Annotated in this window: 13 protein-coding genes, 1 riboswitch and 1 other annotated feature; all 13 genes read left to right on the forward strand. The window is 38.0% G+C overall.

The features are described from left to right. Positions 1-51 precede the first annotated feature (51 nt). The 13 genes from ACIQ1H_RS01515 to minD all read left to right on the forward strand — a co-directional run bounded on the left by ACIQ1H_RS01515 (position 52) and on the right by minD (position 14,559). The gene (locus tag ACIQ1H_RS01515; RefSeq protein WP_402886024.1) at positions 52-813 is read left to right on the forward strand and encodes a valyl-tRNA synthetase; all 762 of its coding nucleotides are present in this window, start codon (positions 52-54) and stop codon (positions 811-813) included. Positions 814-1,088: 275 nt separating this feature from the next. Continuing rightward, positions 1,089-1,412: a binding site (T-box leader), on the forward strand. A 179-nt stretch (positions 1,413-1,591) separates the two neighbouring features. Then, positions 1,592-4,237 carry a valine--tRNA ligase gene (locus ACIQ1H_RS01520; RefSeq protein ID WP_337980701.1) on the forward strand — a complete coding sequence of 882 codons (2,646 nt, stop codon included), beginning with the start codon at positions 1,592-1,594 and terminating at the stop codon, positions 4,235-4,237. Between the two features lie 125 nt (positions 4,238-4,362). Next, positions 4,363-4,462, forward strand: a riboswitch (cyclic di-GMP riboswitch). 88 nt (positions 4,463-4,550) lie between these two features. Next, the gene (locus ACIQ1H_RS01525) at positions 4,551-4,952 is read left to right on the forward strand and encodes a hypothetical protein (protein ID WP_402886027.1); all 402 of its coding nucleotides are present in this window, start codon (positions 4,551-4,553) and stop codon (positions 4,950-4,952) included. A gap of 141 nt (positions 4,953-5,093) precedes the next feature. Next, positions 5,094-6,386: a bifunctional folylpolyglutamate synthase/dihydrofolate synthase gene (locus ACIQ1H_RS01530; RefSeq protein ID WP_402886029.1), complete on the forward strand. Its 1,293-nt coding sequence runs from the start codon at positions 5,094-5,096 to the stop codon at positions 6,384-6,386. Then, positions 6,383-7,642 (forward strand): bifunctional folylpolyglutamate synthase/dihydrofolate synthase, encoded by a 1,260-nt coding sequence (locus ACIQ1H_RS01535; protein ID WP_402886031.1) that lies wholly within the window; start codon positions 6,383-6,385, stop codon positions 7,640-7,642. Before ACIQ1H_RS01530 ends, ACIQ1H_RS01535 begins: the two co-directional genes overlap by 4 nt. Positions 7,643-7,952: 310 nt before the next feature. Next, on the forward strand, positions 7,953-8,603 hold the full coding sequence (locus ACIQ1H_RS01540) for a hypothetical protein (protein ID WP_172772216.1): 651 nt from the start codon (positions 7,953-7,955) through the stop codon (positions 8,601-8,603). Positions 8,604-8,701: 98 nt separating this feature from the next. Then, entirely contained in the window at positions 8,702-9,295 is a 594-nt protein-coding gene (locus ACIQ1H_RS01545) for a Maf family protein (RefSeq protein ID WP_402886032.1), read from the forward strand. 32 nt (positions 9,296-9,327) lie between these two features. Continuing rightward, on the forward strand, positions 9,328-9,999 hold the full coding sequence (radC, locus tag ACIQ1H_RS01550) for a RadC family protein (RefSeq protein WP_402888521.1): 672 nt from the start codon (positions 9,328-9,330) through the stop codon (positions 9,997-9,999). A gap of 594 nt (positions 10,000-10,593) precedes the next feature. Further along, the gene (locus ACIQ1H_RS01555) at positions 10,594-11,613 is read left to right on the forward strand and encodes a rod shape-determining protein (protein WP_172772214.1); all 1,020 of its coding nucleotides are present in this window, start codon (positions 10,594-10,596) and stop codon (positions 11,611-11,613) included. Between the two features lie 13 nt (positions 11,614-11,626). Further along, on the forward strand, positions 11,627-12,538 hold the full coding sequence (mreC, locus tag ACIQ1H_RS01560; RefSeq protein WP_402886034.1) for a rod shape-determining protein MreC: 912 nt from the start codon (positions 11,627-11,629) through the stop codon (positions 12,536-12,538). Then, positions 12,538-13,062 carry a rod shape-determining protein MreD gene (gene mreD / locus ACIQ1H_RS01565; RefSeq protein WP_172772212.1) on the forward strand — a complete coding sequence of 175 codons (525 nt, stop codon included), beginning with the start codon at positions 12,538-12,540 and terminating at the stop codon, positions 13,060-13,062. Before mreC ends, mreD begins: the two co-directional genes overlap by 1 nt. A 29-nt stretch (positions 13,063-13,091) precedes the next feature. Continuing rightward, positions 13,092-13,760: a septum site-determining protein MinC gene (gene minC, locus ACIQ1H_RS01570; RefSeq protein WP_402886037.1), complete on the forward strand. Its 669-nt coding sequence runs from the start codon at positions 13,092-13,094 to the stop codon at positions 13,758-13,760. A 1-nt stretch (position 13,761) separates the two neighbouring features. Beyond that, complete coding sequence (gene minD / locus ACIQ1H_RS01575) at positions 13,762-14,559, forward strand: septum site-determining protein MinD (protein ID WP_172772210.1); 798 nt, start codon at positions 13,762-13,764, stop codon at positions 14,557-14,559. The last annotated feature ends 20 nt before the right edge of the window (positions 14,560-14,579 follow it).

The raw sequence follows: 14,579 nt of genomic DNA on the forward strand, positions 1-14,579 counted from the left end.
CATGCCTGATTTAATTCGGGCATGCTTTTTATATGAACGCTAACTTGCTAGTTGAGTAGTATATATTCCACTCGCCATTCATATGATGCAAAGGGAGGGATTATTATCGAACAGAAAACATGGAATATGCGTGAGACATTTTGTTTTCCAGGGTACGGTTGCCCAACAGAAATTGCGGCTGTGCAGATAAAGCCACAATGGCAGTCAATGCAATTAGAAGATTCGTTAAGATTAAATGGTATTTATCATATTACAGCGCATGTACGCTTTGATTTTCAAGACATGCAAACATTTATGGATGCTGAAGATTTAATCCGTATTGATGCGCTTGATGTGCAAGGAGACACAGGTTATTTTGAGTATGCAGTCCCATTAAATGTCGATTTACCAAAAGAGGCTGCAATTGAGGACTTAATGATAAAAGACATTCGTCCGATTCTTACCAATCAAAAGTGTCAACTAGAATGGACAGTGACAAGTACGTTTAGCGAATCGACGCCAGTAGTCGAACAAGTCGATGCTGTTATAGAAAAACTTGTAGAAGCTACGCCCCAAGAATTAGTGGATGAGTCTACATTTGTTGCGCAATCTGTTCAAGTAAAGCAACCGACAACGATAGAAGCTAGTGCAGCAACTGCAAAACCGAAACAAACTGCACCTGCCGAGCAAAAAATCGTTCTTAGAGAATCTTCAAGCCATACAGCTGTGAGAGAATCAAGTTCTTGGCATGAAGTACCGTCGATGATATGGGATTTAACAGAAGGTTATACACCACTTAAAGTTCGTGTATCAAATGATATCTTTCAAAAGTAAATAGCATAGAAGTAGTAAAAGTATTAAGATGAGAAGATCGCCAGAAGTTGGAATGATGATGACACGTATAAACTGAAAACCACAAATCGGTACAATAATTGTTCTACAATAAAAGCGGAATTGTCGTAGCCAAGGTGGTAAAAGCCAAGGGTTATACTTACGTCGTCGCATTTGAATAGTCACTTCCTTTTCTATTTACTTTTTAAGACTAGCTGAAATTAACGAAATCACTTGAAAAAATATATGAAATTGCGGTACAATGTGTAAAATCGAATATGGATGCTATGACAGGGAAGAGTAAATTATTTGTGCAATTATAGAGAGGAAACGGTAGCTGAAAAGTTTCTATTTGTGCGTAATTGAACGTAGCCCTTGAGCAGCTTTAGTGAACTAGTAGTAGTTAAAGCCGGTTAAACACCGTTAACGAATTGAGAGCCAGCTGTTATAAGCTTAAGTAAATCAAGCATATCATTATTTTGAAATGATAAGGGCATTTAGAGAGCACTTATTAAATGATGAATTGTGGGATGCAAAAGTACTAATCTTAAAATACTGGAATTAAAGGTGGTACCGCGAACTTAAACTCCTTCGTCCTTTTGTAGACGATAGGAGTTTTTTTATTTGCTAAAAAGATGTATAGATTTTTTTAGTAAATAAGCCACGTGCAATTGTCACGGATTTATTTGGTGAGAATACACTGAAAAAATCAAGACGAGTGGTTATCTAGTTTGCCAAAGCTGACGTATGTCAAAAATTATTTACAACAGGAGGAGACAATATGACAGAAAACATTGCAATGCCAACGAAATATGATCCACAATCAATTGAAACAGGTCGCTATGAATGGTGGTTACAAGGTAAATTTTTCGAAGCACAACCTGAAAGCGGAAAAGAACCTTATTCCATCGTTATTCCACCGCCGAACGTAACAGGTAAATTACACCTTGGGCACGCATGGGATACAACGCTACAAGATATTTTAATCCGTATGAAGCGTATGCAAGGTTATGATGCACTTTGGTTACCAGGAATGGACCATGCAGGTATTGCAACTCAAGCAAAAGTAGAAGCAAAATTGCGTGAGGATAATATTACACGTTATGATTTAGGACGTGAAAAATTCCTAGAAAAAACGTGGGAGTGGAAAGAAGAGTATGCTGGACACATTCGCGCACAATGGGCGAAGCTTGGCCTTGCATTAGACTACTCTCGTGAACGTTTCACACTCGATGCAGGTCTATCAGATGCAGTTAAAACAGTATTCGTTCAATTATATGAAAAAGGCTTAATTTATCGCGGGGAGCGTATTATTAACTGGGACCCAGCAGCGAAAACAGCCTTATCTGATATTGAAGTAATCTATCAGGATGTTCAAGGTGCATTCTACCATATGAAATACCCGTTAGCAGATGGCTCAGGCTTTGTGGAAGTGGCCACAACTCGCCCTGAAACAATGCTAGGTGACTCTGGCGTAGCAGTTCACCCGAAAGATGAGCGTTATCAACATTTAATTGGTAAAACAGTTATTTTACCGATTGTCGGTCGTGAAATTCCAATCGTAGCAGATGATTATGTTGATATGGAATTCGGTACGGGCGTTGTAAAAATGACTCCAGCCCATGACCCGAACGACTTTGAAGTTGGTAACCGCCATAATTTAGAACGCATTCTTGTTATGAATGAAGATGGCACAATGAATGAACTTGCTGGTAAATATAATGGCATGGATCGTTTTGAATGTCGTAAACAAATCGTAGCAGATTTACAAGAAGCGGGTGTCTTAATTAACATTGAAGAGCATATGCACTCTGTAGGACACTCTGAACGTTCTGGTGCGGTTGTTGAACCTTACCTATCTGCACAATGGTTCGTTAAAATGCAACCACTTGCAGATGCTTCTTTAGAGCTTCAAAAAGATGAGGAAGGTAAAGTGAATTTTGTACCTTCTCGTTTTGAAAACACATATTCTCGTTGGATGGAAAATATCCGTGACTGGTGTATCTCTCGTCAACTATGGTGGGGACATCAAATTCCTGCCTGGTATCACAATGAAACAGGTGAGATTTACGTAGGGAAAGAAGCCCCTGCTGATGCAGAAAATTGGACACAAGATGAAGACGTATTAGATACATGGTTCTCATCTGCACTATGGCCGTTTTCTACAATGGGTTGGCCAGACGAGGCAAATGAAGAATATCAACGTTACTACCCAACAAGTACGCTTGTAACGGGCTATGATATTATTTTCTTCTGGGTTTCTCGTATGATTTTCCAAGGTATTGAATTTACGGAACAACGCCCATTCAAAGATGTATTAATCCATGGATTAGTACGTGATGGTGAAGGACGTAAGATGAGTAAATCACTTGGTAATGGTGTAGATCCTATGGATGTTATTGAGAAATACGGTGCTGATTCACTTCGTTATTTCTTAGCTACAGGCTCATCTCCAGGTCAAGATTTACGTTATACAACTGAAAAAGTAGAGTCGGTTTGGAACTTTGCTAATAAAATTTGGAATGCTTCTCGTTTTGCATTAATGAATATGGATGGTATGTCATTTGACGAAATCGACTTAACTGGTGAAAAATCAGTTGCCGATAAGTGGATTTTGACTCGCTTAAATGAGACGATTGAACGTGTAACATCGTTAGCAGACCGCTATGAATTCGGTGAAGTAGGACGTGAGCTCTATAACTTCATTTGGGATGATTTCTGTTCTTGGTATATTGAAATGGCGAAATTACCATTGAATGGTGAAGATGAAGCTGCTAAGAAAACGACTCGCTCTATATTAGCTTATGTACTAGACCAAACAATGCGTCTATTACATCCGCTTATGCCATTCATTACAGAAGAAATTTGGCAACACTTACCGCATGAAGGTGAGTCAATTACAGTTGCAGCATGGCCAACGGTACGTGCAGACCTTCACTTTGCTGAAGAAGCAGACAATATGAAGCTTCTTATGGATATTATACGTTCAGTGCGCAATATTCGTGCGGAAGTGAACACACCAATGAGCAAAAAAGTACCATTATACATTTCTGCTAAAGATGCAGCTACCGTTGCCATTCTTGAAGCGAATAAAGGCTATTTAGAAAAATTCTGTAATCCAGAGCCATTAACAATTGGTGAAGGCTTAGAGGCTCCAGGACAGTCTATGACGGCCGTAGTAACAGGAGCAGAGCTATTCTTACCACTTGTAGGACTTATCAACTTAGAGGAAGAGATTGCTCGTCTGGAAAAAGAATTAGAAAAATGGGCAAAAGAAGTGAAGCTTGTTACTGGTAAGCTGTCAAATGAGAAATTTGTATCAAAAGCACCAGAAGCATTGGTTAACGCAGAACGCGAAAAATTAGCGGACTATGAAGGTAAACATGCCGTTGTATTAAAACGTTTAGAAGAACTAAAAAATATGTAATCATTAAAATGATTTATTGAAACAGCAGATGGTGAAAAAGTCATCTGCTGTTTTTCTTTTTATGCGTCAAAAGATATGTATTGAGTTAGGAAATATTATATAGTATTATACAATGTAGTTAGTATAATAGATAAAGGCAAACTACCCGAAAGGTTAGGACGCAAAGCCTAGGGTCTAAGGTGAAGAGAGAATTGTTTTTTTTACTATGATTGCCTGGTTACCATTTAATGTAATTTCATTTAATTTTATGGCTATTCTATTGTGATTAGAATAGCTTTTTTCTTTGTTACGATAATAATTTTGGAGGTTTTTCATGTCTGGAAATATTGGAACAATAGTAGTGAAGGTCAACAAAGCCTGTGATGATTTAGATTTTGTGAATGCAAGAGGACTAATAGAGGCAAATCTTCTAAAGCTATCGGAAGCAAAATACTATCGCCTATTAAACGCAAGTGGGCGTGTACTTATTAAACATATATTAGCAAATGGCGACGGGCACAATGAAGTCAAACAAACATTAACACGAACTGATTTCCTAGTGATTAATAAAATTAATGAGTATTGTTCGAACTTTGATATTTCAATGTTGAAAAGAACATTAAAAAACTCATTTGAATTAGTGCAAAGATCAGATGTATTGCCACTTTTAAATAATGATGCAAAAATTATTTTAGACGATATGGGTGCTCTTTTAGGCGTCCATCAATTACATTAATTTGCTGTTTATTTGCAAAAAACTAGTTAAAAACACACAGATAATCACTCCTACAGTGCTTTTCTGTGTGTTTTTAAAATTGTGTCAGAATTGTTTGTGTGCCTGGCACGCTTTATACTAGAGTGAGAGGGAGTGTTTCTTTTGTTTACAACGATAAAAGCATGTACAGATTTTATTTTTACATTAAAAGCGGTTGATCATAAACGTGAGCCATTAGTAATGATGCGCGAAGTATTGGCTCGTTTGGGAGACCCGCAGAACAAGCTACGAACTATACATCTAGCAGGTTCCAATGGCAAAGGGTCTACTGTAAATGTATTGAGGGAGATGTTGGAGAATGCAGGTTATCGAGTAGGGGCTTTTACTTCTCCGCATTTAACGCGTGTCAATGAACGGATGACGATTAACGGCATGCAAATTTCGGATGAGCAATTTTTACAATATATGAACAATATCGCTTCAATTATTGAAGCGCATTATAATGGGGACTATCCAAGCTTTTTTGAGGTCGTAACACTTATTATGTTCCAGTATTTTGCTGAAGAAGAAGTAGATTTTGCACTTATTGAAACAGGGCTTGGTGGGCGCTTAGATGCGACCAATGTGATCACACCACTTGTTTCAATTATTACGACAATTTCATTGGAGCATACAGCATTTTTAGGCGATACGTATGCGAAAGTTGCATTTGAAAAGGCAGGGATTATTAAAGAAGGAGTGCCTGTTGTGGTGGGCGTTAAAAACGATGAGGCGCTTGCTGTTATTCAAAAAGTTGCACAACAACGTCAAGCCAAATGTCTTGTTTTAGGATACGATTTTCACGTCGTAGCACAAAATCAACGGGTTGGTATGCAATCCTTTAATTATCGTAATGCAAATGTTGAACTAACTGATATTCAATTAAAAATGGCTGGAGAGCATCAAATTGCTAATGCCAGTCTTGCCATAACAGCAATGGATATTTTACGTGAGCAGGGACATATTCAACTAACAGAACAGGCTATGCTTCAGGCGCTTCAAACTGCACAGTGGGCAGGCCGCTTTGAACAATTTCCAAATAATATTGTGCTAGACGGTGCCCATAATTCAGAAGGAACCGCCGCATTGATTCAAACGCTTCAGACAGTTTATTCGCATCATCATTATCACTTTATTTATGCAGCGCTTTCTGATAAAGATCATGCAAATAGTATTGCATTAATGGATGCAGTGGCAACTTCTATGTCGTTTACACAAATTGGCTTGCCAAATGCCATGCCAGCTGAAAAATTAGCGATGTTATCAACACATAATAACAAACAATATGATGCGAATTGGCAGGCAATAGTCCAAACCGTTATACAAAGCAGGGAGCCTCAAGATATTGTTGTAATTACTGGCTCACTTTATTTTATAGCGGAAGTTCGGCAATGGTTGAAGGAGGAAACACGATGATTCCTCAGTTTGATCAATATAAAAAAAAATGGGCATTAGCAAGTGATGATATCATTAAGCCTGGACTAACGGCTATTGAAGAAGCTTTAGCACTAGTGGGAAATCCAGAGAGAAAACTACAAATTGTGCATCTTGCAGGTACGAACGGCAAAGGCTCAACACTGACATTTTTAGAGTCGATTGCGCAACAACATGGTTTAAAAGTAGGGAAGTTTATGTCTCCTTGCATTTTAAATGTGCATGATCAAATTCAAGTAATGAGCAAGCCAATTTCTAAAGAAGAGATGGATTGCGTTTTTCAACAAATGAAAAGTGCCGGACTTAGTGGGAAGCTGACAGATTTTGAGCTACTAACAGTTGCAGCATTTTTGCACTTTGTCCATAGCGACGTAGATGTGGCATTCATTGAAGCGGGTATGGGGGGCTTACTAGATAGTACTAATGTCGTAATGCCCATTGTCTCCATTATTCCAAGTATTGCGCTTGAACATACGAAATTTTTAGGAACGACAATTGAAAGTATTGCCGAGCATAAAGCAGGGATTATTAAGCAAAATCGTCCTGTTGTTATTGGTGAGGTACCGTTAGAGGCGATGGCCATAATTAATAAAGTTGCAAAAGCAAAGCATGCTCCAATTTTAGAGCTATCAAAACAATTTACAATTGAGCAAATGGATGATGATGAGTGTTATACAAATAAAGAAAAAAACATATGTATTGCCAATCTCACTCGTAAGATGAAAGGGCCGCATCAGGGTAATAATATGGCATTAGCTATTACCGCTTTTTTTGAAGTAGCTACAGCATTAGACGTTGCCATCAACGAAGAAAGCATACGCTATGGTATTAAAATGGCAAGTATTTTAGGACGTTTTGAAGAAGTAATGCCTTATATTATTTTTGACGGTGCGCATAATCCAGCAAGTGCAGAAAAATTGGTAGAGACGGTCCGTCGAGAATTTCCTGATGAGTCCATTACGTTCGTTATAGGCATATTAGGTGATAAAGATGTAAAAGAAGTTTTGCAATACTTTGAGCAAATTAGCGATCATTTTTATTTTGTTGATTTTGATAATCCGCGTGCTATGTCCGCAAAAGATATGGTAGAACTAAGTAATGCACCCCATAAAGTGGTTTTACGTGATTACATTCAATTTATACAACAGCAATCAGAAAACCAGTGCAGAACAATTGTATCAGGCTCTTTATATTTATTAACAGAGGTTCGTAGTAGGTTACTACAATCCAACAATTAGGAACGTCAATTTATAGTTTTATAATTACAAGAAGGACAAGTAATTCGTCATCGTTCTACTGAAAACAACGTAACCTTCCGTTAGTTGAACCACATGTATTATGAAAGTGTCACAGCGTGGAAACAAGCTCTATAGCCGTGTTTAACGTGGAGAATGCACGAAATTAGGCGAGCGATCATGATGTGACGAGCTTTGAAAATTAAAGACGGTTTTTGAAAGTTTATAGCGATAAATTTTTTAGACGAGACGACAGTAGTCTCGTCTTTTTTTATGTTTATTTTGATAGGTTGAAATAAGAGGTGATGAACGTATGAAAATTGTTAGTCAGGTAATCAGAAAACAAATAGTGCGCGCAATGCTAATTGGTGGCATCGTGGGTCTTTTTGGGGTAGCCATTTTTTTAGGTGTTCTCCAGGCAAGTACCCAATTTTCTTTAAAAAAGGATAGCGAGGTCGCAAAAAACGAAACGGAAGCACCAGTAGAGGGAAATTCAGAAACAATACCGACAGCAGGAGGTACTGGAACCTCGACAATGTTTTATGCGAGTCAAGCAGGTGTATTTTCTAATTATGAAAGTGCAAGTGCGTTTATAGCAGAACATCCTACACTGCAAGAAAGTGCAATTGTGGAAGTAGAGAGTAAATATTATGTATGGACAAGTATGGTGACAGAGGAAAGTGACTTAGTTTTTTTAAAGGATCCTCCAACATTTAAAAAAGTTTTCAATGTTACTGGCGATAGTTGTAAAGAGCCGACCATTGCAGAAATAACGAATGTATTAGCAGATAAAAATACGAAAAAATTAAATTTTAGTGAGGCAGCAAATGATTCCACATTGCCTTCCGATTGGCAAAGTATTGGCAAGGCAGCAACATCTATTTCTAGTGATATAAGCATTATCCGTCTTCAAATTTTTGCGCATTACAAATCCAAAAATCCTTGTCTTCAAACGAAATTTTAAGTAAAGAATATAGCAAAAAGTACATTATCTTGATTTTTAGAAAATTTTCAAAAACCACTTTCTCCGTTATGATAGAGAGAAGGAGGAATGGTGAAAAAATGTTTGAAACGAATCATAAATTAGTGCTTGCTTCCGCATCACCACGACGTAAAGAATTGCTTGCGATGCTTGACCTTCCGTTTGAAATTGTGACAAGTGAAGTAGAAGAGACAAGCGTAACCGCAACAACAATGCAAGATTATGTGAAAGGTGTGGCACTTTTAAAAACGCGGGATGTCGCTCAAAAAGTATCAAATGCAACGATTATTGGTGCAGATACGATTGTCGTCTTTGACAATGAGCTACTGCATAAGCCAAAAACACGTGAGGAAGCCATTTCTCACTTATCACGGTTATCAGGCAAGCGTCATGCGGTCATGACTGCTGTTGCCATCATTGAACCAAATGGATTGGAAACGACATTTGTCGAAGAAACAGCTGTTGTATTCCATACTTTATCACAGGAGCTTATAGAAGCGTATGTAGCCTCTGGAGATTCTTATGATAAGGCAGGCGGTTATGGTATTCAAACAGTTGGTACCCTTTTAGTTGAGCGAATTGAAGGAGATTATAACAATGTTGTGGGCTTACCACTTGCAGCGTTGTTCGCGCAATTGGTAGCACGACGAATTATCCAATTTGCGAAGGAGTGAAGCTATTGCCAATAGATGTTATACCAGATATGATGATTCGCGACGTTCATTTAGCAGATCGACCTCGGGAAAGACTATTACGGCAAGGTGCTAAGAGCTTATCCAATCAGGAGCTATTGGCTATATTACTGAGGACAGGCACGAAGGAAGAATCTGTTCTTGTCCTTGCCAATCGTGTTTTAAATACATTTGAACGTTTACACCAATTAAAACATGCAACAATTGAAGAAATGGTCGCCATAAAGGGTATTGGAGAGGTAAAGGCAATTCAACTATTAGCCGCAATCGAACTCGGAAGGCGCTTGTCTCAAAAGCAAAATGATGATAAATATACGGTTCGTTCTCCGCAAGACGCCGCAGCTTACCTTATGCCTGATATGATCTCTTTAAGTCAGGAACATTTTGTTGTCCTTTTTCTTGATGTGAAAAATCAAATCATTCATAAAAAAACGATTTTTATCGGGGGTTTGAATGCGTCCATTGTGCATCCGAGAGAAATCTTTCGTGAGGCTGTAAAGCGCTCTGCTGCCTCAATTATTTGTGCTCATAATCACCCAAGTGGTGTGCCGACACCGAGCCCGGAAGATATTGAGGTAACGAAAAGAATTCAGGAAGCTGGTTTTATTATTGGTATTGAGTTACTGGATCATATCATCATCGGTGACCACCAGTTTACTAGCTTAAAAGAAAAAGGTTATTTTTAGCACTGTACGCGTAAAGGCTTCCTTGCTGGAGCTTCTAGTAAATAAGCGTCAGCCTTTAGAAGGCATCCCATTAACCTAACTACTCGCCAGCGAATAGAATAATGCTTGTGCTTGCAATAGTGGGGCTAGTACGTTTTGCTACAGAGCATTTTGCAAATTAAATAGCTTTGGCAACAAGCTGAGCTCTGCAAAATTTTTGCAGAGCTTTTTAGAATACAAAAGGCGTTAATGCTCCGAAATGCGTTTTATCTTGCAAAAATTTTTTCTAGTTTATTTTAGGGTCAGTATAGTTTGAACGGTTTTTAAGCACTTTAATAAAAAATGAACCTTTTTGATTGAATGACGTTATTGTATTCGTAGAAAAATATCTATAGCATTCACAAAAATTGGTAGCCTATAATGCGTTGTCTTACATGAAAAAAAATAATATGCTAATCTATACGTACTATTTTTAGTTTAAGAGGGAATTAAAATAGTAAGTTTTCTGCAAGATGTGGTATGTGGCACTACAAATTCTTGCATTTATCCGTTATAATGAACGGTATGATTTTATGTCAACGATAGTATGGCTTAAATAGAAAGGGAGTACACAATTTGTTTGGATTAGGTAGTAAAGATGTCGGGATTGACCTTGGCACAGCGAATACATTAGTTTTTATTAAAGGGAAGGGGATCGTTTTACGCGAGCCTTCAGTAGTAGCAAAAAACACAAAAACAGGAGACATCGTTGCAGTTGGTAATGATGCGAAAAATATGATTGGCCGTACACCTGGATCAATCGTGGCGATTCGTCCGATGAAAGATGGCGTTATTGCTGATTATGATATTACAACAGCGATGATTGAATATTATTTAAAAGAAGCTTGTAAAAATTCCGGCGGAAATTGGAAAAAACCGAATGTAATGATTTGTGTGCCATACGGTATTACATCGGTAGAGCAACGTGCAGTTATCGATGCTTCTCGTCAAGCTGGTGCAAAAGAAGCCTTTACAATTGAAGAACCATTTGCAGCTGCTATTGGAGCAAACTTACCTGTTTGGGATCCAACTGGTTCTATGGTTGTTGATATCGGTGGCGGTACAACTGAAGTAGCGGTAATCTCTTTAGGTGGTATTGTGACAAGTGAATCTGTACGTATTGGCGGGGATGCTATGGATCAATCAATCATTTCATATATCCGTAAATCGTATAACTTAACAATTGGTGAACGTACTGCAGAAGCAGTTAAAATGGAAATTGGGACAGCATTCGCTGAAGGCCCAGAAGAGAAAATGGAAATTAGAGGTCGTGACCTTTTAACAGGTTTACCAAAAACAATTGAGATTTCGTCTCAGGAAATTTCAGATTCATTGCGTGAAGCGGTATCGTCAATTATTGACGGTGTACGTAAAACATTAGAACAAACACCTCCAGAATTATCTGCAGACGTGATGGAGCGAGGTATTGTGTTAACTGGTGGTGGCGCATTATTAACGAATTTAGACAAAGTTATTAGCCGTGAAACAAATATGCCTGTATTTATTGCAGAAGATCCATTAGACTGTGTAGCTATTGGAACAGGTAAAGCTCTAGATCATATTGATCTAATTCGTCAACAACAAGTAAAAGGGTAAGGAGGTTTAGGCAATGCCACATTTTTTTTTCAATAAGAAATTAATACTGCTATTAGTGGGCATGGTTTTTCTTGTGGCATTGATTAGCTTCTCATTACGAGATCGGACGAACGCAACTTTACCAGAGCAAATTATTAAAGATACTGTCGGCGTCGCGCAATCTATTGTTGCGAAGCCGGCGAATTACATAGCTGGTATTTTTAATAATATTGACTCCCTCTTAAACACGTACGAAGAAAACAAACGTTTAAAAGCACGCTTAGAAGATTTTGCAGCTGTACAAGCCGAAGCATTGGTATTAAAATCTGAAAATGAAAAGCTATTAGAACTTACAAAGTCAGAAAGTTTAAAGGCGTTTAATCCTATTCAAGCAACGGTTATTGCTAGAAATCCAGACCAATGGGAAGAAAAAATTATTTTAGATAAAGGTTCATCCCATGGTGTAGAAAAAAATATGGCAGTTATGACAGCGAAAGGGCTAATCGGTAAAATTACGTTAGTGACTCCTTTCACCTCTGAGGTTGAGCTTTTATATACAAATAATCCTAATTATCGTGTGTCAGCGATGGTTTTAGGAGAAAAAGAAGCATACGGTTTAATCGAGGGCTTTGATAAAGAACGAAATGAACTCATTATGAAGCGAATCGATTCTAGCTTAAATGTGAAGGAAGGCGAAAAAGTAGTTTCTTCAGGTTTAGGTGGTATTTTCCCTAAAGGTGTACCAATCGGAGAAATTACGGAAGTTAGCACAGATGATTTTGGCTTAACGAAAATGGCTTATGTAAAACCATCTGCTGATTTTTCTCTATTAGAAAATGTTGTTATCGCAAAACGATCATTAACAGTTATTGATGGTTCTGACGGAGATGCAACGAATGAAGATTTAACAAATCCACAAAAGGTTACTGAAGAGGGGGAAAAGTAATGGTTCGGTTTCTTATTCCCTCTGTTGCAGTATTGCTATTTTTACTAGAACCAGAGTTTGCTATGCTTTCACCGATTGAAGTGGGCGGGCATGTCTATTATCTAGTACCTCGATTTCTAATTCTATACTTAATATTTATATCCATCTATTACAGCCGTCAACGAGCGGTAATGTATGGACTTTTTTTTGGTGTCTTGTATGATGTGTTTTACATTGATATTATTGGATTATATTCGGTACTATATCCGCTAATTTGTTTTTTAGCAGGGTCTATCGTGAAAATAATTCATCAGCACTTAGTTGTGACTACAACTATTTCAGTTGTTTTAGTAGCAATTTTAGAATTCGTACTTTATCAATTCTTCTATCTAATCGCTTTTACAACGATACCGTTAACGGATTTCTTACAATCACGACTACTGCCAACAATCATTGCAAATACGTTATTTTTAATGATTCTTGGTTGGGCCTTCAAGTATCTAATTAATGCGCGTGTCTTACAGAGAGCACGTGAAGTTTCTTAATATCAAGAGCAACGTGAGGTGAGGCATTCATGAAAAAACAATTAGTTAATATGAAGGGAACAAAGGATGGTTTTGTTCTTCGTTTAGACGATCAATGTTCGTATGCCGATTTAGTAGAAGAGCTAAAGCGAAAAGTTTCAGAAGGCGGTATCGATGGTAAAGTAGATGTACAATTACATTTAGGCTATCGATACTGTTCAGATGAACAAGTAAAAGAGCTAGTGAAAATTGTTCAAGAATCAGAACAATTAGTTGTAGCAAAAGTGCAAAGTGAAGTACTGACTGTCCATGAGAGCAACAAGAAAATGATAGAAAGCCAACAAGATACATATGTAGGAGTGGTCAGATCGGGACAAATTCTACGTGCCTCAGGGGATATAGTAATTGTGGGGAATGTGAATCCGAATGGACGGGTAGAAGCTGGTGGTAATGTATACGTCCTTGGCAGACTAAAGGGAATTGTACATGCAGGTGTACATGGAAATAAGGAAGCAATCATTGCTGCCTCTCGTTTAGAAGCCACACATATTATGATTGCTGATCAGGTTGAGGCAATGTCTGATGAACATGTAAAAGCTATCAATCAAGCAGACATGGCTTGTGCATTTATCGGCTATGATGGGCGTATTGCGTACGATCAAATTCATGCGTTAAAAAATATTCGACCATTATTAAATGTGTCTAAGGGAGGAAGCTAGTGTGGGAGAAGCGATCGTCATAACTTCAGGTAAGGGCGGTGTCGGTAAAACGACAACAACGGCTAACCTCGGGACTGCATTGGCTCTACAAGGGAAAAAAGTATGTTTAGTAGATACAGATATTGGCTTGAGAAATTTAGATGTGATTCTAGGTCTCGAAAACCGTATTATTTATGATTTAGTTGATGTTGTTGAAGGACGTTGCAAAATCCATCAAGCATTGATTAAAGATAAACGTGTAGATGATAAACTATTTTTATTACCTGCTGCTCAAACGACAGATAAAAATGCTGTCACACCTGAGCAAATGGAGAGCTTAGTAGAGGAATTAAAGAGAGACTATGATTATGTTTTAATAGATTGCCCTGCTGGTATTGAGCAAGGTTATCGCAATGCGGTAGCAGGTGCAGACCATGCAATCGTTGTAACAACACCAGAAATTTCTGCTGTACGGGATGCAGACCGAATTATTGGACTGCTTGAACAAGAAGAAATTACAGCTCCTAAACTTATTATTAATCGTATTCGTCAGCATATGATGAAAAACGGCGATACACTGGACGTCAATGAAATTACAACACATTTGTCTATTGATCTATTAGGCATTATTGTTGATAGTGAAGGTGTTATCTCATCCTCAAATAAAGGTGAGCCAGTCGTTATGGATCCAACGAATAAGGCATCTTTAGGTTACCGTAATATTGCCCGTCGCATATTAGGTGAATCTGTGCCATTAATGGCCATTGAGGACGAGCATCGTGGAATGTTCTCAAAACTTAAAGCATTATTTTCAAGATAATCAAAACCTTTTCGTGCACA

The sequence above is a fragment of the Lysinibacillus sp. NPDC097279 genome, from assembly GCF_044761745.1.
GTDB lineage: Bacteria > Bacillota > Bacilli > Bacillales_A > Planococcaceae > Lysinibacillus.

Coding starts and splice junctions, on each gene's coding strand:
- minC (WP_402886037.1), top strand. CDS start 13,092: ATGAAAAAACAATTAGTTAATATGAAGGGAACAAAGGATGGTTTTGTT.
- mreD (WP_172772212.1), top strand. CDS start 12,538: ATGGTTCGGTTTCTTATTCCCTCTGTTGCAGTATTGCTATTTTTACTA.
- ACIQ1H_RS01545 (WP_402886032.1), top strand. CDS start 8,702: ATGTTTGAAACGAATCATAAATTAGTGCTTGCTTCCGCATCACCACGA.
- ACIQ1H_RS01535 (WP_402886031.1), top strand. CDS start 6,383: ATGATTCCTCAGTTTGATCAATATAAAAAAAAATGGGCATTAGCAAGT.
- ACIQ1H_RS01525 (WP_402886027.1), top strand. CDS start 4,551: ATGTCTGGAAATATTGGAACAATAGTAGTGAAGGTCAACAAAGCCTGT.
- mreC (WP_402886034.1), top strand. CDS start 11,627: ATGCCACATTTTTTTTTCAATAAGAAATTAATACTGCTATTAGTGGGC.
- radC (WP_402888521.1), top strand. CDS start 9,328: ATGATTCGCGACGTTCATTTAGCAGATCGACCTCGGGAAAGACTATTA.
- ACIQ1H_RS01520 (WP_337980701.1), top strand. CDS start 1,592: ATGACAGAAAACATTGCAATGCCAACGAAATATGATCCACAATCAATT.
- ACIQ1H_RS01540 (WP_172772216.1), top strand. CDS start 7,953: ATGAAAATTGTTAGTCAGGTAATCAGAAAACAAATAGTGCGCGCAATG.